Annotated in this window: 25 protein-coding genes and 1 pseudogene; 10 read left to right on the forward strand and 16 right to left on the reverse strand. The window is 57.9% G+C overall.

Features of this window, described 5'->3' with window-relative positions:
- Positions 1 to 144: 144 nt before the first annotated feature.
- Positions 145 to 435: a type II toxin-antitoxin system Phd/YefM family antitoxin gene (locus tag PSH65_RS25790; RefSeq protein ID WP_305423145.1), complete on the reverse strand. Its 291-nt coding sequence runs from the start codon at positions 433 to 435 to the stop codon at positions 145 to 147.
- Positions 436 to 942: 507 nt separating this feature from the next.
- On the opposite strand from PSH65_RS25790, the gene PSH65_RS25795 reads away from it, so the two are divergent.
- Positions 943 to 1,254, forward strand: coding sequence for a DUF3077 domain-containing protein (locus PSH65_RS25795; RefSeq protein WP_305423147.1), 312 nt, complete (start codon positions 943 to 945; stop codon positions 1,252 to 1,254).
- A gap of 227 nt (positions 1,255 to 1,481) precedes the next feature.
- On the opposite strand, the gene PSH65_RS25800 is transcribed toward PSH65_RS25795, so the two are convergent.
- On the reverse strand, positions 1,482 to 3,383 hold the full coding sequence (locus PSH65_RS25800) for a potassium transporter Kup (protein ID WP_305423148.1): 1,902 nt from the start codon (positions 3,381 to 3,383) through the stop codon (positions 1,482 to 1,484).
- Positions 3,384 to 3,671: 288 nt separating this feature from the next.
- On the opposite strand from PSH65_RS25800, the gene rimO reads away from it, so the two are divergent.
- The 6 genes from rimO (at position 3,672) to tsaA (ending at position 8,909) form a co-directional block, all read left to right on the forward strand.
- Positions 3,672 to 5,009: a 30S ribosomal protein S12 methylthiotransferase RimO gene (rimO, locus tag PSH65_RS25805; protein ID WP_123499342.1), complete on the forward strand. Its 1,338-nt coding sequence runs from the start codon at positions 3,672 to 3,674 to the stop codon at positions 5,007 to 5,009.
- Between the two features lie 112 nt (positions 5,010 to 5,121).
- Positions 5,122 to 5,595: an acetyltransferase gene (locus tag PSH65_RS25810; RefSeq protein ID WP_305423149.1), complete on the forward strand. Its 474-nt coding sequence runs from the start codon at positions 5,122 to 5,124 to the stop codon at positions 5,593 to 5,595.
- A 193-nt stretch (positions 5,596 to 5,788) separates the two neighbouring features.
- Positions 5,789 to 6,499, forward strand: coding sequence for an rRNA pseudouridine synthase (locus tag PSH65_RS25815; RefSeq protein ID WP_008072721.1), 711 nt, complete (start codon positions 5,789 to 5,791; stop codon positions 6,497 to 6,499).
- A 75-nt stretch (positions 6,500 to 6,574) separates the two neighbouring features.
- Complete coding sequence (locus PSH65_RS25820; RefSeq protein ID WP_123719811.1) at positions 6,575 to 7,045, forward strand: DUF1456 family protein; 471 nt, start codon at positions 6,575 to 6,577, stop codon at positions 7,043 to 7,045.
- Between the two features lie 204 nt (positions 7,046 to 7,249).
- Positions 7,250 to 8,020 carry an SDR family oxidoreductase gene (locus tag PSH65_RS25825; protein WP_305423151.1) on the forward strand — a complete coding sequence of 257 codons (771 nt, stop codon included), beginning with the start codon at positions 7,250 to 7,252 and terminating at the stop codon, positions 8,018 to 8,020.
- Positions 8,021 to 8,207: 187 nt separating this feature from the next.
- Entirely contained in the window at positions 8,208 to 8,909 is a 702-nt protein-coding gene (gene tsaA / locus PSH65_RS25830; RefSeq protein ID WP_305423153.1) for a tRNA (N6-threonylcarbamoyladenosine(37)-N6)-methyltransferase TrmO, read from the forward strand.
- A 114-nt stretch (positions 8,910 to 9,023) separates the two neighbouring features.
- On the opposite strand, the gene fpr is transcribed toward tsaA, so the two are convergent.
- Positions 9,024 to 9,803, reverse strand: coding sequence for a ferredoxin-NADP reductase (gene fpr, locus PSH65_RS25835; RefSeq protein ID WP_003443014.1), 780 nt, complete (start codon positions 9,801 to 9,803; stop codon positions 9,024 to 9,026).
- A 121-nt stretch (positions 9,804 to 9,924) separates the two neighbouring features.
- On the opposite strand from fpr, the pseudogene PSH65_RS25840 reads away from it, so the two are divergent.
- Positions 9,925 to 10,856 (forward strand): annotated as a pseudogene (locus PSH65_RS25840) (LysR family transcriptional regulator).
- Here the strand turns inward: PSH65_RS25840 and PSH65_RS25845 are convergent.
- The 3 genes from PSH65_RS25845 to PSH65_RS25855 form a co-directional block, all read right to left on the reverse strand.
- Positions 10,853 to 11,215 carry a diacylglycerol kinase gene (locus PSH65_RS25845; protein ID WP_019580981.1) on the reverse strand — a complete coding sequence of 121 codons (363 nt, stop codon included), beginning with the start codon at positions 11,213 to 11,215 and terminating at the stop codon, positions 10,853 to 10,855. The pseudogene PSH65_RS25840 and the gene PSH65_RS25845 sit on opposite strands and share 4 nt — an antisense overlap.
- Positions 11,216 to 11,290: 75 nt before the next feature.
- Positions 11,291 to 11,941, reverse strand: a complete 651-nt coding sequence (gene erdR / locus PSH65_RS25850) for a response regulator transcription factor ErdR (RefSeq protein ID WP_305423156.1) — start codon at positions 11,939 to 11,941, stop codon at positions 11,291 to 11,293.
- A 239-nt stretch (positions 11,942 to 12,180) separates the two neighbouring features.
- Positions 12,181 to 12,924 (reverse strand): tRNA-uridine aminocarboxypropyltransferase, encoded by a 744-nt coding sequence (locus PSH65_RS25855; RefSeq protein ID WP_305423158.1) that lies wholly within the window; start codon positions 12,922 to 12,924, stop codon positions 12,181 to 12,183.
- 189 nt (positions 12,925 to 13,113) lie between these two features.
- On the opposite strand from PSH65_RS25855, the gene PSH65_RS25860 reads away from it, so the two are divergent.
- On the forward strand, positions 13,114 to 13,539 hold the full coding sequence (locus PSH65_RS25860; protein WP_305423159.1) for a PA3611 family quorum-sensing-regulated virulence factor: 426 nt from the start codon (positions 13,114 to 13,116) through the stop codon (positions 13,537 to 13,539).
- Here the strand turns inward: PSH65_RS25860 and PSH65_RS25865 are convergent, their stop codons facing one another.
- Positions 13,540 to 13,734, reverse strand: coding sequence for a hypothetical protein (locus tag PSH65_RS25865; protein ID WP_305423161.1), 195 nt, complete (start codon positions 13,732 to 13,734; stop codon positions 13,540 to 13,542).
- Between the two features lie 488 nt (positions 13,735 to 14,222).
- Here PSH65_RS25865 and PSH65_RS25870 point away from each other — a divergent pair, with 488 nt between their 5' ends.
- Positions 14,223 to 15,341, forward strand: a complete 1,119-nt coding sequence (locus tag PSH65_RS25870; RefSeq protein WP_305423162.1) for a TIGR00730 family Rossman fold protein — start codon at positions 14,223 to 14,225, stop codon at positions 15,339 to 15,341.
- 40 nt (positions 15,342 to 15,381) lie between these two features.
- Here PSH65_RS25870 and recX read toward each other — a convergent pair whose 3' ends face one another.
- The 9 genes from recX to PSH65_RS25915 all read right to left on the reverse strand — a co-directional run bounded on the left by recX (position 15,382) and on the right by PSH65_RS25915 (position 21,706).
- Positions 15,382 to 15,849: a recombination regulator RecX gene (gene recX / locus PSH65_RS25875; RefSeq protein WP_305423164.1), complete on the reverse strand. Its 468-nt coding sequence runs from the start codon at positions 15,847 to 15,849 to the stop codon at positions 15,382 to 15,384.
- Positions 15,850 to 15,857: 8 nt separating this feature from the next.
- Positions 15,858 to 16,910 (reverse strand): recombinase RecA, encoded by a 1,053-nt coding sequence (gene recA, locus PSH65_RS25880; RefSeq protein ID WP_007907270.1) that lies wholly within the window; start codon positions 16,908 to 16,910, stop codon positions 15,858 to 15,860.
- 83 nt (positions 16,911 to 16,993) lie between these two features.
- The gene (locus PSH65_RS25885; protein ID WP_305423166.1) at positions 16,994 to 17,494 is read right to left on the reverse strand and encodes a CinA family protein; all 501 of its coding nucleotides are present in this window, start codon (positions 17,492 to 17,494) and stop codon (positions 16,994 to 16,996) included.
- A gap of 80 nt (positions 17,495 to 17,574) precedes the next feature.
- Complete coding sequence (locus tag PSH65_RS25890; protein ID WP_305423168.1) at positions 17,575 to 18,093, reverse strand: lysis system i-spanin subunit Rz; 519 nt, start codon at positions 18,091 to 18,093, stop codon at positions 17,575 to 17,577.
- A complete protein-coding gene (locus PSH65_RS25895; RefSeq protein WP_305423169.1) occupies positions 18,075 to 18,635 on the reverse strand; it encodes a glycoside hydrolase family 19 protein in 561 nt (186 codons plus the stop codon). The genes PSH65_RS25890 and PSH65_RS25895 overlap by 19 nt, the downstream gene beginning before the upstream one ends.
- An 18-nt stretch (positions 18,636 to 18,653) precedes the next feature.
- Positions 18,654 to 19,100 carry a phage tail assembly chaperone gene (locus tag PSH65_RS25900; RefSeq protein WP_305423171.1) on the reverse strand — a complete coding sequence of 149 codons (447 nt, stop codon included), beginning with the start codon at positions 19,098 to 19,100 and terminating at the stop codon, positions 18,654 to 18,656.
- Positions 19,101 to 20,000, reverse strand: coding sequence for a phage tail protein (locus tag PSH65_RS25905; RefSeq protein ID WP_305423172.1), 900 nt, complete (start codon positions 19,998 to 20,000; stop codon positions 19,101 to 19,103).
- 40 nt (positions 20,001 to 20,040) lie between these two features.
- Positions 20,041 to 20,604 carry a tail fiber assembly protein gene (locus PSH65_RS25910; protein WP_305423173.1) on the reverse strand — a complete coding sequence of 188 codons (564 nt, stop codon included), beginning with the start codon at positions 20,602 to 20,604 and terminating at the stop codon, positions 20,041 to 20,043.
- Positions 20,605 to 20,611: 7 nt separating this feature from the next.
- The gene (locus tag PSH65_RS25915) at positions 20,612 to 21,706 is read right to left on the reverse strand and encodes a phage tail protein (protein ID WP_305423174.1); all 1,095 of its coding nucleotides are present in this window, start codon (positions 21,704 to 21,706) and stop codon (positions 20,612 to 20,614) included.
- Between the last annotated feature and the right edge of the window lie 15 nt (positions 21,707 to 21,721).

Raw genomic sequence — 21,721 nt, forward strand, 5'->3', positions numbered from 1 at the left:
AGATCCCCTGTGGGAGCGGGCTTGCTCGCGAAAGCGGTATGTCAGTCGACGTCAATGTTGAGTGTTAGTCCGTCTTCGCGAGCAAGCCCGCTCCCACAGGATCCGCGTATCGCCTATGCGGATGCGTCTACCGCCCGCGAGCTCTTAGTCTTTCCTGGCGTACCGTGCCCGCATATCGTCGTGACTAACTGCCCTGGCCTGATCAAAACAAATCAATCGCTCCCCAGCTGCTGCTTCAACACGAAGATCCTTAAGCTCGTCGAGCATTTCCTGATACACATCGACATTGATGATGACCGCTGCTGGCCGATTATCTTTGAAAATGACCAGGCGCTCAGTGGCACGGCTGGAAATCTCCTTGAGTCTCGCGCTGAAGCCCCTGACTATCGCAGGCATCGATATCGCTTGGTCAGCACGCTCTAATGATGCCGTCATACCTATCTCTCTTCACAATCATGCAACTTTGAAGACACAGCTCCACGCAGAGCATTGCGTCGAACTCGACATACAGCAAGCTGCAAACAACGCGAATTTACCAAGCTGCGTTTTTCAAGCTCACCGGGCATGTTTAGTTTCGTTTACTAAAAGATCTCGCAATATCAGATGACGCCCGCAGACCTTGTAGGCAAACTCCTAATCTTGCCAATTGGGTGCGTTTGGGCACTTTGATGCCTTGCTGCGCTTTTCTTCGACGGGATACTCTCCGGACGTCGCTGACCATTCAGCGATCGGGCTTGGTAACCCGGTGGAATAAGGCGCAACAGCGCACCCGACACGATTGCAGGCGTTTTTTGGCCTGTAATCCTGCAATATGGCAGCTGTGCGTGGGACGCTTTCGAGCGTGCCGGTTTCCTTGATTCCCCGGTTTACCAACCTGCGCACAGCTGCCACCCATTCGCTTGGTATCGGATGCGGCAGCTCTCAAAATCAAGGAAGTTGACCATGAACAATCAATCAGAACTAAAAACCATCGGCCTCACCCCACTCATCTACTGCTCGGATCAAGCGTTGTTCAACGTCCGCGCCGGCGTCCCCATCGTTGATGCATTGTCACAAGCCTCCGACCTGCTGTTCCTCGTCAAATCATTTACCGAGGATGCAGCCTACGCAAAAGACACCGACCGCCACGCTTGGGCCGCGCATTACTTGACGGCTATGTCCAAGGCAGTGATTGATGATGTGGTGAAGGTGCTGACGCCGCGACCTGCCCGGACAAAGACCGAATCTGAAGAAGAGCTGCCTGAAAGCCAGTAAAGACACAGGGACGGAAAAACCACGTTCCAGCAGACACTCAAATACCTGTGGGAGCGGGCTTGCCCGCGATAGCGGTATGTCTGCCACATCAATGTTGGATCTGCTGCCGTCATCGCGGGCAAGCCCGCTCCCACAGGGTTCTTCGTTGGATTCGGGGATTGGGATCAAATGGCAGTCAATAAAAAGCCCCCGCTACCTTCACGGCAACGGGGGCTTTTTCATGGGGCTTACATCTCGACTTGCGTACCCAACTCAATCACCCGGTTCAGCGGCAAATTGAAGAACCGCAGGTTGCCGTTGGCATTCTTCAACATGAAGGCGAACAACGCCTCGCGCCAGCGGGCCATGCCTTCGAGTTTGGAGGCGATGACCGTCTCGCGGCTGAGGAAGTAGGTCGTGCGCATCGGGCTGAAATTCAGGTCATCCAGATGGCACAGTTTCAAGGCCTCAGGCACGTCCGGCTCGTCGGTGAAGCCGAAGTGCAGGATCACCCGGAAGAACCCTTCACCGTAGGAATCGACGTCGAAACGCCGTTGTGGCGGGACGCGCGGGATGTCTTCGTACACGACTGTCAGCAACACTACTTGCTCGTGCAGCACCTGGTTATGCAGCAGGTTGTGCAACAGCGCGTGGGGCACGGCGTCCGGGCGGGCGGTCAGGAACACGGCGGTGCCCTGGACCCGATGCGGCGGTTGCACGCGGATACTGCTGATGAAGATCGGCAGCGGCAGCCCACCCTCGTCCAGGCGATCCACCAGCAGTTGCTTGCCGCGTTTCCAGGTGGTCATCAACACGAACAACGCGATACCGGCGATCACCGGGAACGCACCGCCCTGAATGATTTTCGGCACGTTGGCGGCGAAGTAAAGACCATCCACCAACAGGAAGCCGAGCAACACCGGAACAGCAAGAACCGGTGGCCATTTCCACAACAGCAACATCACCGCCGACACCAGGATGGTGGTCATCAGCATGGTCCCGGTCACCGCCACGCCATAGGCCGAGGCCAACGCGCCGGAGGATTCGAAGCCCAGCACCAGCAGGATCACGCCAACCATCAGCGCCCAGTTCACCGCGCCGATATAGATCTGGCCTTGCTCGGCACTGGACGTGTGCTGGATGTGCATGCGCGGAATGTAGCCGAGCTGGATCGCCTGACGAGTCAGGGAGAACGCACCGGAGATGACCGCTTGCGAGGCAATTACCGTGGCCATCGTCGACAATCCCACCAACGGAATCAACGCCCAGCTTGGAGCCAACAAATAGAACGGGTTACGGGCGGCTTCCGGATCACCGAGCAGCAACGCACCTTGCCCGAAGTAGTTCAGCACCAGCGCCGGCAGCACCAGAATGAACCAGGCACGGGCGATCGGCTTGCGACCGAAGTGGCCCATGTCGGCGTACAGCGCCTCGGCACCAGTCAATGCCAGCACCACAGCGCCCAGAATCGCGATCCCCATGCCCGGATGGACCATGAAGAAGCGTACGCCCCACACCGGGTTTATCGCCTGCAACACTTCCGGATGCTGGCTGATGCCATACACACCCAGTGCGCCCAGCACCAGAAACCAGGTGACCATGATCGGCCCGAACAGAATGCCGATCCGCGCCGTACCGTGGCGCTGAATCAGGAACAACGCCACCAGCACGATCGACGACAGCGGCACCACCCAATGGTCGATACCCTCGAATGCCAGCCCCAGGCCTTCAATCGCCGAGAGAACGGAAATCGCCGGCGTGATCATGCTGTCGCCATAGAACAGCGCCGCGCCGATCAGCCCGCAGACCACCAGCAACGTACGCAATTTTGGATGCCCCGCCGCTGCCCGTCGGGCCAGGGCGGTCAAGGCCATGATCCCGCCTTCGCCCTGGTTGTCGGCACGCAGCACGAACATCATGTATTTGATTGAGACGACCCAGATCAGCGACCAGAAGATCAGCGCCAGAATGCCCAGCACGCCGTCATGGTTGACGGGCACGCCATAGCCACCGGAAAACACTTCTTTGAGGGTATACAACGGGCTCGTGCCGATATCGCCATAAACCACCCCGACCGCCGCGACCAGCATGCCGATCGGCTTCGCCGCCGAATGCTCGGCACCCGCCGCCTGACTACTTGCCTGACCCATCCACCACTCCTGTTACCAGACCCGGACTTCTTGGAAGAAGCACTATGCTTTGCCGTGCAGCATGCGCTGTTTTACTTATTGTTACAGACGTTTTATTGACTGTAGAAAATCGGTAAAGCCTAAAGGCGCGAAGCATAGCGCAGCACTTGTCGTATTTCCCTGCATAAAGCTGGTCAAGTGCCGCTGCCATCGCTAGAATTGCGCACTTTTTGATCAGAGGCGTACCAAACGCCCGTCTGTCGCCTTGCCGTTCTCGGCTGGAGGCGTCCCAAAACACCGAGGTTAGACATGTCCACCACTCCTGCGCCGGCCAATCCAAAGGTTGGCTTCGTATCCCTGGGTTGCCCGAAAGCACTGGTCGACTCCGAGCGCATCCTTACCCAGCTGCGCATGGAAGGCTATGACGTTGTGTCCACCTATCAGGACGCCGACGTCGTGGTGGTCAACACTTGCGGCTTCATCGACTCGGCCAAGGCTGAGTCCCTTGAAGTGATCGGCGAAGCCATCAAGGAAAACGGCAAGGTCATCGTGACCGGCTGCATGGGCGTCGAAGAAGGCAACATCCGCAACGTACACCCGAGCGTGCTGGCCGTGACCGGTCCGCAGCAGTACGAGCAAGTGGTCAACGCCGTGCACGACGCCGTGCCGCCGCGTCAGGATCACAACCCGCTGATCGACCTGGTGCCACCGCAAGGGATCAAACTGACCCCGCGCCACTACGCCTACCTGAAGATTTCCGAAGGCTGCAACCACAGCTGCAGCTTCTGCATCATCCCGTCGATGCGCGGCAAGCTGGTCAGCCGCCCGGTCGGTGACGTGCTCGATGAGGCCCAGCGCCTGGTCAAGGCCGGCGTCAAAGAGCTGTTGGTGATTTCCCAGGACACCAGCGCCTACGGCGTCGACGTGAAATACCGCACCGGTTTCTGGAATGGCGCGCCGGTGAAAACCCGCATGACCGAACTCTGCGAAGCCCTGAGCACCCTCGGCGTCTGGGTTCGCCTGCACTACGTTTACCCGTACCCGCACGTCGACGAGCTGATCCCGCTGATGGCCGCCGGAAAGATCCTGCCGTACCTGGACATCCCGTTCCAGCACGCCAGCCCGAAAGTCCTGAAAGCCATGAAACGCCCGGCCTTCGAAGACAAGACCCTGGCGCGGATCAAGAACTGGCGCGAGATCTGCCCGGACCTGATCATCCGTTCGACCTTCATCGTCGGCTTCCCTGGCGAAACCGAAGAAGACTTCCAGTACCTGCTGAACTGGCTGACCGAAGCCCAGCTGGACCGCGTTGGCTGCTTCCAGTACTCGCCGGTCGAAGGCGCACCGGCCAACCTGCTGGACGCGGCCATCGTGCCGGACGACGTCAAGCAAGACCGTTGGGACCGCTTCATGGCGCACCAGCAGGCCATCAGCTCGGCGCGCCTGCAAATGCGCATCGGCCGTGAAATCGAAGTGCTGGTCGATGAAGTCGACGAGCAAGGCGCCGTTGGCCGCTGCTTCTTCGATGCCCCGGAAATCGACGGCAACGTGTTCATCGACAACGGCAGCAACTTGAAGCCGGGCGACAAAGTCTGGTGCAAAGTGACCGACGCCGACGAATACGACCTGTGGGCTGAACAGATCTAAACGCAAAAAATACAAAAAGCCCCGCTCTCTTGACGAGATGCGGGGCTTTTTTACGTCTATCGTTTTGTGAGAGAAAGAACTCGCGTCATCCACGGAAGAGGGGCAAGCGGGCATGCGCCAACACTCGGTCATTCACACACCGAAACAGAGCGACTACGAAGAACTCACCCAAGTGTGGGAAGCCTCGGTGCGCGCCACCCATGACTTTCTGCCCGACAGCTACATCGACCTGCTGAAGAATCTGGTGCTGACCCGCTACCTCGACGCGGTGATGCTGATCTGCACCAAAGACTCGCGCCAGCGCATCACCGGATTCGCCGGCGTGGCGGCGGGCAAGATCGAAATGCTGTTCATCGACCCGGACCATCGCGGCAAAGGCCTGGGCAAGCAATTGCTGCGCTATGCCCTGGAACACCTGAACGCCGATGAGCTGGACGTCAACGAACAGAACCCGCAGGCCTTGGGGTTTTATTTCAAGCAGGGGTTTGAGGTGATCGGTCGCTCCGAGCACGACGGCATGGGCCAGCCCTATCCGTTGTTGCACATGCGTTTGCGTCAGTCTCAACAACTGACGCGTAATGGTTAATGGCTGACCCGACATAGAGCAATGTGGGAGCTGGCTTGCCTGCGATGCAGACGACGCGGTCTGTCTGTCAGGTCGCAGCGATGCCATCGCAGGCAAGCCAGCTCCCACAAAAAGCCACACGGTGCAAATGGAGCCGGGATTAACCGGCGCCCAGCAGGTACAATGCCCACCCCTTTTTTGTTACGGCCCTGTCATGACTGACCCGATTCGTCTCTCCAAACGCCTCATCGAACTCGTCGGCTGTTCCCGTCGGGAGGCTGAGCTGTTCATCGAGGGCGGCTGGGTCACCGTGGACGGCGAAGTCATCGATGAGCCGCAGTTCAAGGTCGACACCCAAAAAGTCGAGCTCGACCCCGAAGCCAAGGCCACAGCGCCGGAGCCAGTGACCATCCTGTTCAATGTGCCTGCGGGCATGGACGCGGAAACGGCCATGGCGACCATCAGCGCCGAGACCCTGAGCGAAGAACACCGCTACGGCAAACGTCCGCTCAAGGGCCACTTCCTGCGCCTGACCGCCAGTACCGATCTGCAGGCCAACGCCAGCGGTCTGCTGGTGTTCACCCAGGACTGGAAGATCCTGCGCAAACTCACCGCAGACTCCGCCAAGATCGAGCAAGAGTATGTGGTCGAAGTTGAAGGCGACATGGTGGCTCACGGCCTCAACCGCTTGAACCACGGCCTCACCTACAAAGGTAAGGAACTGCCGCCGGTCAAGGCCAGCTGGCAGAACGAGAACCGCCTGCGCTTTGCGATGAAGAACCCGCAACCGGGCGTGATCGCCCTGTTTTGCCAGGCCGTTGGCCTGAAGGTCGTCGCCATCCGCCGCATCCGCATCGGCGGCGTGTCCATCGGCAAAGTGCCGTTGGGGCAATGGCGTTACCTGTCCGGCAAAGAGAAGTTCTAAGACTTTTCACGCCGCCACACATTTTGGCGCCGCTGTTTATGCGGCGCCCACTGCTGAATATCAGGACTGCACACCATGATTCATAACGACGTACTGCGCAGCGTGCGCTACATGCTCGACATCAGCGACAAGAAAGTCATCGAAATCATCAAGATCGGTGGCATGGACGTGTCCCTGGAAGACTTGCTGACCTACCTCGACAAGAAAGAGGAAGACGAGGAAGGCTTCGTACGCTGCCCGGACGAGGTCATGGCGCATTTCCTCGATGGCCTGGTGATCTTCAAGCGTGGCAAGGACGAAAGCCGTCCGCCGCAGCCGATCGAAGTGCCCGTGACCAACAACATCATCCTGAAGAAGCTGCGTGTGGCCTTCGAGCTGAAAGAGGACGACATGCACGCCATCCTCAAGGCTGCCGAGTTCCCGGTATCCAAGCCTGAGCTGAGCGCGCTGTTCCGCAAGTTCGGCCACACCAACTACCGCACTTGCGGCGACCAGTTGCTTCGCAACTTCCTCAAAGGCCTGACCCTGCGCGTTCGCCCGCAGTAAATCGCCCACGAACGCCACGGTCCCAAGGAGCGAGGCTTGCCCGCGAAGGCGATCTTCAAAACGCCTTCGCCAGCAAGCTGTGCCCCTACACGGGCCGTGGCCGCTCAAGGCTATATAGACCCTCATTCCTCGCAAAAATAGTGGCTCCGCTTCTGGCGGCTGACGACTAGGGTGTAGTGACCCTCAGCTCTCAGGACTCGCCCCATGCACCCTTACTTTTCTCTCGCAGGTCGCACCGCTCTGGTGACCGGCGGCACCCGCGGTATCGGCAAAATGATCGCCAAGGCTTATGTCGAGGCTGGCGCCACTGTGTATGTGTGTGCCCGCGATGCCGACGCCTGTCAGCAAACCGCCGATGAACTGAGCGCTTTCGGGACTTGTCACGCGGTAGCTGCCAACCTGGCCCAAGAAGAAGGTGTCCAGCAATTGGCTGCGCACCTGAGTGAACAGATCGGTCAGCTGGATATTCTGGTGAACAATGCCGGCACCACCTGGGGCGCGCCGCTGGAGAGTTACCCGGTCAAGGGCTGGGAAAAGGTCATGCAGCTCAACGTGACCTCGGTGTTCAACTGCATTCAGCAATTTCTGCCGTTGCTGCGCAAGGCTGGCTCGCCGGCGAATCCGGCACGGATCATCAACATTGGTTCGGTGGCCGGGATTTCTTCCTTTGGCGAACAGGCGTATGCCTACGGCCCGAGCAAGGCTGCCCTGCATCAACTGTCGCGGATTCTGGCGCGGGAGCTGGTGAGCCAGCACATCAACGTCAATGTGATTGCACCGGGACGTTTTCCGAGCAAGATGACTCAGCATATTGGGAATGATGAGCAGGCGTTGGCGGAGGATACGGCGTTGATTCCGATGAAGCGTTGGGGGCGGGAGGAGGAAATGGCGGCGTTGGCAATCAGTTTGGCGAGTACGGCTGGGGCGTATATGACTGGGAATATTATTCCTTTGGATGGCGGATTTAGTCTCTGAGATTGGCGGTGCGGCTATCGCGGGCAAGCCACGCTCCCACAGGTTTTATGCCGTACACAAAATTTGTGTTCACTCGAGAACCCTGTGGGAGCGTGGCTTGCCCGCGATGAGGCCGGCTCTGCCACCACCAGACTTGAGGCTCATCGGGTTATCATGCCCGCCCACACCCCTCCTCGATCCCCAAACCATGACCTACAGCGTTTCCCCCATCGGCTTCGTGCGCTCCTGCTTCAAGGAGAAGTTCGCCATTCCGCGCCAGCCGCAGCTGGCCCCGGCCGCTCGGGGCGTACTGGAGCTGGTGGCGCCGTTCGATCAGGGTGATGCGGTGCAGGGGCTGGAGCAGGTCAGCCATGTGTGGCTGTTGTTCCTGTTCCATCAAGCGCTGGAAGAAAAGCCACGCCTCAAAGTCCGCCCGCCGCGTCTGGGCGGTAACAAATCCATGGGCGTGTTCGCCACTCGGGCGACGCACCGGCCCAATGGCATCGGTCAATCGGTGGTCAAACTGGACAAAGTCGAAGCCAATCGGCTGTGGATCTCCGGCATCGACCTACTCGACGGGACGCCGGTTCTCGACATCAAACCCTACGTGCCCTACGCCGATATCATCGACACAGCGTCCAACAGCATCGCCAGCGCCCCGCCATCGCTGATTCCCGTGCAGTGGACAGACTCAGCACTGCAACAGGCTCATGGCCACGCTCAGCGGCTTGATGAGCCCTTGGTCGAGCTGATCGAGCAATGCCTGGCACAAGACCCACGCCCGGCGTACCAGATTCCTGCACCGGAAAGGGAATACGGCGCGCAGTTCTGGGATGTGGATGTGCGCTGGCATTACCCTACGCCTGGCCTTATCCGCGTCCTCGAAGTCATTCCCGTATCCAACCGGTAGGAGCTGTCGAGTATAAAAAAGCCCCCATTGCCTGCACAGGCAATGGGGGCTGATCGTTCCCACGCTCCGCGTGGGAATGCATCCAGTGACGCTCTGCGTCACCCAAACAACGTCTTACTTCTCGACGAACGCACGCTCGATCAGGTAATCACCCGGCTCGCGCATCCGCGGCGAAACTTTCAGGCCGAAGCTGTTCAACACTTCGCTGGTCTCGTCGAGCATGCTCGGGCTACCGCACAGCATAGCGCGGTCGTCCTGCGGGTTGATCGGTGGCAGACCGATGTCGCTGAACAGCTTGCCGCTGCGCATCAGGTCGGTCAGGCGGCCTTCGTTTTCGAACGGCTCGCGGGTCACGGTCGGGTAGTAGATCAACTTGTCACGCAGGGCCTCGCCGAAGAACTCGTTCTGCGGCAGGTGCTCGGTGATGAACTCGCGGTAAGCGACTTCATTGACGTAACGCACGCCGTGGCACAGGATCACTTTTTCGAAACGCTCGTAGGTTTCCGGGTCCTGGATGACGCTCATGAACGGCGCCAGACCGGTACCGGTGCTGAGCAGGTACAAATGTTTGCCAGGCTTCAAGTCATCCAGCACCAGGGTGCCGGTAGGCTTTTTGCTGATGATGATCTCGTCGCCTTCCTTCAGATGCTGCAACTGGGAAGTCAGCGGGCCATCAGGCACCTTGATGCTGAAGAACTCGAGATGCTCTTCCCAGTTCGGGCTGGCAATCGAGTAAGCACGCATAAGCGGGCGGCCGTTAGGCTGTTGCAGGCCGATCATCACGAACTGACCGTTCTCGAAGCGCAGGCCCGGATCGCGGGTGCACTTGAAGCTGAACAGAGTGTCGTTCCAGTGGTGAACACTGAGGACACGCTCGTGGTTCATGTTGCTCATGTACGTGGGACTCCTGGAGATTTGCCTGCGCCGATGATGTGCGCAATTGCATCGCATTCTAATGGCAGCGACAATATCTGTTAAATGGATTATTAAGATAAGGGTTATCGGTTATATCGATATGCGATTTACTCTCCGTCAACTTCAAGTATTCGTCGCCGTCGCCCAGCAGGAAAGCGTATCCCGTGCTGCCCTGACGCTCAACCTTTCGCAATCGGCGGCGAGCACCTCGATCACCGAGCTAGAGCGTCAGTGCAGCTGCCAGCTGTTCGATCGCGCCGGCAAACGGCTGAGCCTCAACGCCCTCGGCAAACAACTGTTGCCGCAGGCGGGCGGTGGCCCTGCTCGACCAGGCCAAGGAGATCGAAGACTTGCTCAACGGCAAGTCCGGTTTCGGCTCCCTGGCGGTCGGCGCGACCCTGACCATCGGCAATTACCTGGCAACCCTGCTGATCGGCAGCTTCATGCAGCGCCATCCGGAAAGCCAGGGTGAAGCTGCATGTGCAGAACACTGCCAACATCGTGCAACAGGTCGCGCACTATGAAATTGATCTGGGTCTAATCGAAGGCGACTGCAGTCATCCGGACATCGAAGTACAGAGCTGGGTCGAAGATGAGCTGGTGGTGTTCTGTGCGCCCCAGCATCCGCTGGCCAAACGTGGCATCGCGACCATGGAGGAGCTGAGTCATGAGGCGTGGATTCTCCGCGAGCAAGGCTCGGGCACACGGCTGACGTTCGACCAGGCCATGCGACACCATCGCAGCGCGCTGAACATTCGCCTGGAGCTGGAACACACCGAAGCGATCAAGCGCGCGGTGGAGTCGGGGTTGGGGATTGGCTGCATTTCGCGCCTGGCGCTGCGCGATGCATTCCGCCGCGGCAGTCTGGTGCCCGTGGAAACACCGGATCTGGATCTGGCGCGGCAGTTCTATTTCATCTGGCACAAACAGAAATATCAGACATCGGCCATGCGCGAATTCCTTGACCTGTGCCGCGCATTCACCGCCGGGGTTCAGCGCAGCGACGAGATCGTCCTGCCCACCATCGCTTAAAGCAGAATCACCGCCCACACCAGCGCGATCATGCTCAAGGCCACCAATTGAGCGGCGCTGCCCATGTCCTTGGCATTCTTGGACAGCGGGTGCAATTCAAGGGAAATGCGGTCGATGGCCGCTTCCACCGCCGAGTTGAGCAATTCGACGATCAACGCCAACAGACAGACTGCAATCAACAGCGCCTGCTCGACACGACTGACGTTCAGGAAGAACGACAGTGGAATCAGGATGGCATTAAGCAGCACCAATTGCCGGAAGGCCGCTTCACCGGTGAAGGCCGCGCGCAGGCCGTCCAGAGAGTAACCAGAGGCGTTGAGGATGCGTTTGAGGCCGGTCTGGCCTTTGAAAGGTGACATAAAGTTGGCAACTGACCAAAAAGGAGTGGGAAAGCTAAATTAAGCAAAGTCAAAAAAGCGTGAACATGTAGCCCCTTAGCTGCTCGAAATTGACTCAAGTTGTTGCAAGAGCAGCGCTGCCTGAGTCCGGGTCCGTACATTCAGCTTACGGAAAATGGCCGTGACATGGGCCTTAATCGTGGCTTCGGAAACGCTCAACTCGTAAGCAATCTGCTTGTTCAGCAAACCTTCACAAACCATGGTCAACACACGGAACTGCTGGGGTGTCAGGCTGGCAAGGCCTTCGCTGGCGGCCTTGGCTTCGTCGGAAACACTAACCGCTTCGAAAGCCTGGGGCGGCCAGAAAACGTCGCCATCCAACACCGCGCGTACGGCTTTCTGAATGACGCTCAAATCACTGGACTTGGGAATGAAACCGCTGGCGCCAAATTCACGGGACTTGACCATGATCGACGCTTCTTCCTGAGCCGACACCATTACCACCGGAATCTGCGGATACTGCCCACGCAACAGCACCAACCCGGAAAAACCGTAAGCCCCCGGCATGTTCAGGTCCAGCAATACCAGATCCCAGTCGGCCTTTTCGGTCAGACGGCTTTCCAGCTCGGCAATGCTCGCCACTTCCACCAGACGGACATCCGGGCCCAGGCCCAGGGTCAACGCTTGATGCAGGGCGCTACGAAAAAGAGGGTGGTCATCGGCAATCAGGATTTCGTATGTGGCCATTTTTCAAATGATCCTGTTTTTTTATGGGACGCCTGATGCATTTCAGGCCTCGCCAAAACAACTCGAGGTGCAGCCACGCAGCGGCACCAACAGGGCACGTTCAACGCCAATTACGTAAAAAAAGCAGCGTTTCAAACTTTGGCCGCGCCCTAATCGGCGCCAAGCATGCCCAGCGAAACCGGGGTGGTCAAGTTGCATGGCTCTGCCAGCGACCTGGTTCTTAGCAGTATGGGCGATGCTCAGCAGATGACAGGCGCCGCGTGTTGTACAAAGGGCATCAACTCGGCATGGGCCGGTGTTGCAACATTCATATCCAGCTGATGTTTAGCGTCCAGGTAATGCTGGCTGAATACATCAAAATAAGCGTCCAGCGCCAAAGCAGCGTCTGTATCACCCGCAAGATCAAGGCACAGCGCCGCCACTTCGGCCGTGCACAGGTGCTCGCTGCGAGTGGATCTGCGCAATCGATACCGTGAAAGCTTCTCAGGAAGCAGGCTCAGAATCGGAAACGCATCAAAATAGGGACTTTTGCGGAAAATCTTCCGGGCTTCGGTCCAGGTGGCGTCCAGCAGAATGAACAGCGGCCGTTTGGTGCTATCGACCTCGACGCTGTGGGTAACTCGCTCGGGCTCGACGTACTCGCCTGGAAACACCAGGTACGGTTGCCATTGCGGGTCGGCCAACAGCGCCAGCAGTTGTTCATCGATTTCCGTGCGTGACCAGATGAACGCATGGTTGTCGCGCACCACATCGGCAATCAGCCAACCGGTATTGCTTGGTTTGAACACTTCTTTATTGGTCATGATCAGGCACACGCCGCTACGGGTGTCGACCCGCGGACGCCAGGCGCATAGGCAGTGGCTCTCGATCACACGGCAGGCACGGCAACGGGTTGCTCGCCAACCACGGGCCTGAATCGGCTTGATGCCCTCTTCCTCTCGCTGATCACGCAAGCGGGCTACGGCGTTGGGGGCGTGGTTCATCGTGAGCAACACCGGCAGACAGGAAAACTCGACACAAACGGCACTCGGCAAGGCAATAAAGGCCAGCAGTTTACCAGAGCGACCGGCGCAAGCCTGTACCGACCAGGCCACCTCCCCTATAATTCGCCGCCACTGAACGCACAGTCACGTGGCTGGTCGAACCACCAGTCACTGAACCAGGAGAGTTTCATGCTGCGCCTTATCGTTCCCACCGCTGCCGTTTTGCTGGCGTCGTCCTTCAGTGCTCAGGCTGCGTCCTTGAGTGAGCAGAATCTCAACAGAGAGCTGCGAAACGTCGCCGTACAAAGCAGCGTCGGCACGCCACGGGCGATCAACGAAGACATTCAGGATCAGGGTTATACCGTCGAAGGCAAACAGCTGATCAACCATCTGAGCGTTCAAAGCAGCCACGCCGACAAGATGCGCGCCGATCCGAAAGCCGTGTACTTCCAGCTTGGCGCCTCCGTCTGCAGAAACGACGGGTTCCGCAAGCTGATGGCCAAAGGCGCGATCATGCGTTACGACTTTACCGAAGTGAAGACCAACCGCCCGGTCGGCTCCGCAAGCTTCCAGGAATCGGATTGCCCGAAAGCGACCCCGACGAAGAAGAAGTAACTATCGGGAAGTAGCGCGCCGCTGTTCATCCTCGGCGCGCAGTTCTGCCAACAGCGCCTGCAAGTAGCGCGAACGTCGCTCCCCGCCCTCCAGACGTCGGCAACACTCCTCTTCGAGACTCAAATGATTGGTCTCGGCTGATAACTTCAGCAATCGATACAGTTGCGCATCGATTTCCAGAGTGACTCTGGGCATGGTTTCCCGCCTCCTTGCACGCATTGATCGCTGTTGATCACGCGAAAAATCCCTGAACTGCTTGAACGTTGCGTCATGCCATTGACGCAAAGTTGTCGTGTCACGCCTGTAACTTAGTAAATCAGAGCGCAGGACATACGGCTTGCGTTCAGACGAGCGGTGAAAGCACCTTGCAAATCGTCAATAAGCGGTTGCCAGGAAAGACTTTGCGGCGCAATGATCAAGCAGCGCAAATCGTTGCGAGGGTCTAAATTCATAGTGTTCACGTTGATTTTTTCAGGGCAGAAAAGGGGCTGCCCATTGCGTGTCTTATTGTGCAAACGTTTCTTTCATTCAAGGGATAAGCAGAGCCCGTATGGATGGCTCGATTGCAAACGAGTCAGGTGGAGCGCCCAGGCAAGGGCTTGGGCAGACAGCGACACAAGGGGTGTCGCGGCGCCGACGACTGTTTTGTCGGGCCAAGGGTTCTGTGCAGAAGGAGAAGTTGAATGCCTTACCAACCGAATGACCTCCTGAGCCGTCATTTTCAAGAAAGCGGCCACGACCTCACCAGCAAGGTCGAAGAACAACTCAACCTGGTTTCACCCAACAGCCCCAACATCCCGATTTACCGCGACATGATCCTGACTGTGCTGCGCATGGCCCAGGAAGATCACAACCGCTGGAATGCCAAGATCACCCTGCAAGCCCTGCGCGAACTCGAGCATGCCTTCCGTGTGCTGGAGCAATTCAAGGGGCGACGCAAAGTCACCGTTTTCGGCTCGGCCCGCACGCCGATAGAACACCCACTGTACGGTTTGGCCCGGGAGCTTGGCGCCGCCCTGGCGCGCTCGGACATGATGGTCATCACCGGTGCCGGCGGCGGCATCATGGCGGCGGCCCATGAAGGTGCCGGCCTGGAACACAGCTTGGGATTCAACATCACCCTGCCCTTCGAGCAGCATGCCAATCCCACGGTCAATGGCACCGGGAATCTACTGCCCTTCCACTTTTTCTTTACCCGCAAGCTGTTCTTCGTCAAGGAAGCCGATGCGCTGGTCCTGTGCCCGGGCGGTTTCGGTACGCTGGATGAAGCGCTGGAAGTGCTGACCCTGATTCAGACTGGCAAAAGCCCATTGGTGCCTGTGGTGCTACTGGATGCGCCGGGCGGCAAGTTCTGGCAAGGTGCGCTGGACTTCATTCATCATCAACTGGAGGAAAACCGCTACATCCTGCCAACCGACATGAAGCTGTTGAGTCTGGTCTACAGTGCCGAAGAGGCAGTGGAGCAGATCAATCAGTTCTACAGCAACTTCCACTCCAGCCGCTGGCTCAAGCATCAGTTCGTGATTCGCATGAACCACAAACTCAGCGACCGGGCGCTTGAACACATGCAGGAGGCATTCGCCGACCTGTGCCTGAGCGATCATTTCCATCAGCACGCCTACAGCGGTGAGGAGCACGACGAACCGCAGTTCAGCCATTTGGCGCGACTTTCGTTCACCTTCAACGCCCGTGATCATGGTCGTCTGCGGGAGTTGGTGGATTACATTAACCTGCCGGAAAACTGGGCCCAGTCCAAACCCCAGGCGCAACAACGCACGCGTGAGCCGTTCAAGGTGACGTGAAGCAAAAAAAGCCCGTTATCGAAATAGCGGGCCGTTTTATTTAATCGTCCATCCCTCGGCCGCTGAACAAGCGGCTGATCATTTCCATGGAGTACCCCCGATAACTCAGGAACCTGCCCTGTTTGGCACGTTCCCGGGCGTCTATCGGTAGGTGTCCAGCAAATTTGCGCCGCCAGGTGTCCTCCAGTTGTTCCTGCCAGTTGATACCGCTCTCGCGTAACGCCAATTCGACGTCGGTACGTTGCAGGCCGCGCTGGCTCAACTCTTCGCGAATTCGCAAAGGGCCATAACCGGAACGGGCACGGTAGGAAACAAAGCTTTCGAGGTAACGGGATTCGGACAACAGGCCCTCTTCCGTCAAGCGGTCAAGTGCTGTGTCGATCATTTCAGGGAGGGCGCCGCGCTGACGCAGTTTACGCGTCAGCTCGACTCGACCGTGCTCGCGTCGCGCGAGCAGGTCCATTGCGGTTCGCCGCACCGCGACGAGTGTATCGAGTACGGCGGTCATCGGATCAATCAGATATCAGCGTCAGCCAGGTCATCAGCCGTCTCTTTGACTGGCGATGCTTTGACGTCCGGTGCTGGGGTCAGCAACTTGTCGCGCAGTTGCTTCTCAAGTTTCGCGGCGATCTCCGGATTGTCCGCCAGGAACTTGGCCGAGTTGGCCTTGCCCTGACCGATCTTGGTGCCTTCGTAGGCATACCATGCACCGGATTTCTCGACGAAGCCGTGCAGAACACCCAGGTCGATCATCTCACCGTTGAGGTAGATGCCCTTGCCGTAAAGAATCTGGAACTCGGCCTGACGGAACGGCGAAGCCACCTTGTTCTTCACAACCTTGACGCGGGTTTCGCTACCGACGACTTCATCACCTTCTTTCACCGCGCCAGTACGGCGGATGTCCAGACGAACCGATGCGTAGAACTTCAACGCGTTACCACCGGTGGTGGTTTCCGGGCTGCCGAACATCACGCCGATTTTCATACGGATCTGGTTGATGAAGATCACCAGGCAGTTGGCGTTCTTGATGTTACCGGTGATTTTACGCAGCGCCTGAGACATCAGACGGGCTTGCAGGCCCACGTGCATGTCACCCATTTCGCCTTCGATTTCAGCCTTCGGCACCAGAGCAGCCACGGAGTCGACGATGATCACGTCAACCGCGTTGGAACGCACCAGCATGTCGGTGATTTCCAGGGCCTGCTCGCCGGTGTCCGGCTGGGAAACCAGCAGGTCGTCGACGTTGACGCCCAGTTTGCCGGCGTACTCAGGGTCGAGGGCGTGTTCGGCGTCGACGAATGCGCAGGTCGCGCCGGCTTTTTGAGCCTGGGCGATCACCGACAGTGTCAGGGTGGTTTTACCGGAGGATTCAGGACCGTAGATCTCAACGATACGGCCTTTTGGCAGACCGCCAATGCCGAGCGCGATGTCCAGACCCAGAGAGCCAGTGGAAATAGCCGGGATCGCCTGACGGTCCTGATCGCCCATACGCATTACGGCACCCTTGCCGAATTGACGTTCGATCTGACCCAGGGCCGCAGCCAAGGCTTTCTTCTTGTTGTCGTCCATTAAAGTCCTCACGTAATCAATAAGGCCTGACGGCCAACACCTGTATAAGTAGCCAGTATTATTCCACAGCGTTTCAGGATCGCCTACCCCTGATTTGAGATTTCTCCAGCGGCATGCCGCAGCAGCCCCTCTAGCGCGGCCTTCACCGTTTGTCGGCGGACCTCGTCACGGTTACCGGGAAAGTGCTGTACCTCGCTGAACACCTGCTCACCGACGCCCCAGGCCAGCCACACCGTGCCCACGGGCTTGCTCGGCGAGCCGCCGTCCGGCCCTGCCACACCGCTGACCGCCACGGCAAAACGCGCCCGGCTTTTTTCCTGCGCGCCGCGAACCATGGCCTCGACCACTTCGCGACTGACCGCCCCCACCGTCTCGAACAACTCGGCCGGGACATTCAATTGCTGGGTTTTCTGGCGGTTTGAGTAGGTGACATAACCGGCTTCGAACCACGCCGAACTTCCCGGAATGCGGGTTATCGCCTCGGAAATCCCGCCTCCGGTGCAGGACTCGGCAGCGGTGACGTGGGCATTGAGAACCTGCAGGCGCCTGCCAAGTTCAGCGGCCAGCTGAGTGATATCTTTCACGGCTCTCTCCTGAACGAGCGGAATGAGGCCTACCGTACACGAGCCGATCACGCTTGCAAGGTTCAGGATCGATCAAAATGTTAGCGAGCGAGGGCTCTGACATAGGCCTGACACGCCTGCAGGGCAATCAGTCCGCTATCGCCTGCGTCGGTGATGGCGATAATTCGTTGAGCATGCGCCGGGGCAAGTCGGGCTCGCGGGGCGCCATGATCCACGCCGCCGGTGCTGGAGGCGGCTGGCATTGCACCGGTTGAGGCAGTGTCATGGGCATCGAGGAGGACTGACAAGCGCACATCAGCAGTGGCAAGACGATCGCGCAGGCGACCTTGATCACGTTCGGCATCGCTAAGCGCTCGGTAATGGGTTTGTTCACTGACCGAAAGCCGCTGCTCCAGCGCCAGGTGCTTGTCCTGCTCGGCCTGTTGCTGGGTGGCGGCGGCCAGAGTCAGTTGATTAAGGGTTTCGGCGTGCAGCCTGGCCTGTTCCGACAGTTGCCGGCTGTAGCGCCAATCCTGAAACTGCCAGGCCAGTGCCGCCGAACAACCGACCAGCACCAGCAAACCGCTCAGTCGCCAGCCGATCAGACCGAAGGTTGGCATAACACCGCCCTCGCCCGCGCCCAGAGTTCCAGACGATCCTGCAACCCGTTCAACCCGCCGTTGATACGGCGGGTGATGCTGTTGAACTGGTCGCGGTCGGCCAATTCATTCAGGCCATTCTGCTCCCAGAACCATGCAGCTGACTCGGTCGCCCACTGCGGCTGCTCCAGTAGTTCAGGCAGGGCCAACAAACGCTCATCGCCGAACAGGCCGAGGCTGCATTGACGGTAGTTGTTGCGGCCGGTGATCTGGATCAGGCCTCGGCCACGGTATTTTTGACCATCGCCGTCGGGTTCCGGAGTGTTGCCCAAACGGGCGGCCAGGGTGCCGGTGTCGTATTTGCTCAGGTATTGAGTGCTGCCCAGTTCGCGTACGTACTGCAACTGCCCCGATTCGTGACCGACTTGCGCGAGGAAGGCGGCGATGCGTTTGGGGGTGTTGATGTTGCGGTGAGACATGGCGGTGTTCAGGGCGGAAATGAAAACGCCCGCTTGGGAGCGGGCGTTGGGCATGATGCTTTGTAGTTGTTGCGTGACAATCATAATTTCCCCGAAAAGGCGTTAAAGTTGCTCTGCCAACCAAAGCGGCGCACTGGGTCGATGTTCGGTGAACGGGAAGAAAGATCCTTGTGGCCAATCTCGCAGTGCACGACGATAGGCCTGCAGTTGGGCGTATTGATCAGCGGTCAAAGTAGTGCCCCCGCCATCCTCCAGTTCATCTCTATCGCGAGCAACTATGCTGTCCGTGGCCGATAGCTGTGCATCACGCCAGAAACGCTCGGCATTCGCAGCTTCTTCCGGTGAAAGGGGTGGTGTATCGACAAGAACGGGATACCCGTTATCGGCACGAACGGAAATCATCTTCGCGGTGACGGCCAACTCTTGAAGTAGTGACACCCAGTACGTCTGAGGGATCTCTATGACATCGGAAGGAATATCCGATGTATTGATCCCGGGTACATACACACCACAAGTACTTGCGCTAAACAAAAAATTGAACTCGTTCATTCAATACCCCTTGGCAAAATAGGTAATCCCCCACCCGGGCCTGACAGAACCGCCCATATCCCGAACCTTCAATCGGCAGCCCTGTTTCGTGGCAGTACCGGCCAACATGATGACCATCGCCCCGTCACCGCCAACATGAGTGGCAACGACAGAAACAAAAGCGGTAGGAAACGAAATCGGAAAGGTGACAAAAACCTCTCCATTAGCATCCGTCGTGCCGTAACCCCATTGATCAATGTTGCCGCTGGAGTACTTCTGGTAACCGGGGTTGCCCGTCATGCCGGAGAACAACGAGGTGTATTTCAAGCTGACGGTGCCGCCCACCAACCGCCATTGACTCTCTAGCTTGAGGAACTCAGCGATTTCCCCTACACCTAGAACAACGGAACCGACCATACCGTTTGAAGCCTTGATGGTGTCCGCCCCAGGCGCTGCCGAGACCGTCAACGCGCCTGCCCCGGCATTGACGATGTTCATCGTGGACGCATGGGCGATACCGGTGGTGGCAGGTAGCGTCGCTGTAATCGGTGTATTGCTGGTGAAACTGCTGACACCACCAATGTTGGACGCTGTGAGTACGGCACTGTCGGCATAAGATGTGAAGCCAGAAAATTGCAGACCATTACGAGTAACAAATGCAGTCGTTGCGACGCTATTGTCATTATCGAATTGCGGGGCAGTGACGAATAGGCCATTGCTACGCAACGCTGTCAGAAGCTGATTATTCAAACCCTCTACCGGATTAATTCCGGCGCTGCGAATGACATTCAGTAACTCCTGAGTAACGCCATTGCCCCAACTCGCCGGGATCAAGGATCCAGGTGCACCGGTCAGCGGACTTTCATCGACAAACTTCCCGTCAACCAACCCGGCACTGGGCACGCTATTTGGATAATCCATATTTTTCTTAATTCCTTAACAAGGTGGGTAGCATTACTCGCTAACTTGCAACTGTTCCAGGTACGAGAGGCCAAATGACGTCAGTGGAAAAGTTCGCTCGCTGCTCGATACGATTGAGTTCAACGCTATAGAGTTTCCATTCCAACAGGGCCAATTGCTCATCATGAGTCGCCTCTCCAATATCTTCGGCATATTGAAGAGGGGCAATACGCAGGACAGCCTCCCGAAGCAAGACATCACGCTTGGCCAAGACCTGATCCTTGAGATCAGACAGACGAGCCGCATCGTCAAACTTCCAGGCGTTATCACTCCAGACGTAGTAGTCACCCGGCCACGGCTCGGTGGTAAAGTTTTCTGGCAACTCTCCGAGTTCACTCCAAACCTGCTGAGCCCCGCCATCCTTGCGATAAACCAAACCGCGACGATCAATCACTTCCCGAGGAACATTGTTCACCAATGCCCAGGTACGGCCGCTTTCCGCAGACGGTAGTTCAAATGAAAGTTCAACGGCATTACTGGGTAATTGAATACCGATACCCGGAGTGACGGAAAACTCTACGGGCCCCGACAATGCGCTCGAGTTATCTAATAGATAATAAAACATGGACACCTCAGATAAGTTTTATACGACCGGGATAGGCGATGTTGCGCGGTCGGGACTTGAAGGAGTGGAGCAAGGTACTGGCTGCATCCATCTGGAAACTGGTTCCTGCGGGAAAAATGGGACCGCCATTGCTCAGCCCCGATACATACTGAGATTCCTCACGGGTATCGGCGCCAAATGCAGTAAGGCTATCGGACCATCGCGAGCCCACCGCGCCAGCACCGTTAGCTCCCATCGCGTAGGAATGAATGGTGCCAGGTTGGAAGGCGCCCATTACCCGTCCGGCGTCCACCGAACGCCCTTCGTCCAAAACCCTCAAAAATTCCCCTCGTCCTTCAGGGCCACGAAAAGTCAGCGCACCATCACCGGCGGTCCACTTGCCTTCATTACCTGCCCGAGTAGCCTCAGTGCCGAGCATTCCTGACTGCTGCGCGTGATCCCAAAGCCAGGGCCACTCGGCACGTTTCATTACCGTGCCATTGAGCGCCCCATAGCCACCCGGGCTCAGCAGCGTGGTCGTCTCAAAAAACGGACGCCCCAGCGGGGTGTTATCGAATCGCCCGACCGGCCACCAACTGCCGGCACCATCGCTGCGCAGATGCCACCAATCCCCACTGCCCAACAACACCAGAAACGGATAACCGACTGCCGATAGATGCGTATGAAATCGGATTCGGTCAGTGCCGACAGCCTGAATAACGAGGCGATTGCCGCTGTTATCAACACGTCGAACGATGACGTCACGAACACCCAACGCGACATTGGCTGGCGGCAGACTGATGGTGGCGGCACCTGAACTGGCATCAATCAGTACGAGACCAAGTTCTTCGACGGTCAGAACTTTTGATGCCGCTAGCCGTGTGATCACCGAATACATCGGATTGATCTTGCCAATGATCGCCAGGATAGCCTTGAGAAGTTGATTGTTGTCGGCTTCGGAGGGTGCCAGACCGCCCCCGGTGATCACGCCCAAAACCTCTTGCGTGACGCTGTTTCCCCATACAGCCGGAATCAACGATCCCGGCGTCCCGGCGACGGGATTTTCATCGACAAACTGGCCATTCACCAATCCAACGCTGGGTACACTTTTTGGATAATCCATATTTCAATCCTTTAC

It is taken from the genome of Pseudomonas sp. FP603 (assembly GCF_030687415.1).
Lineage (GTDB): Bacteria > Pseudomonadota > Gammaproteobacteria > Pseudomonadales > Pseudomonadaceae > Aquipseudomonas > Aquipseudomonas wuhanensis.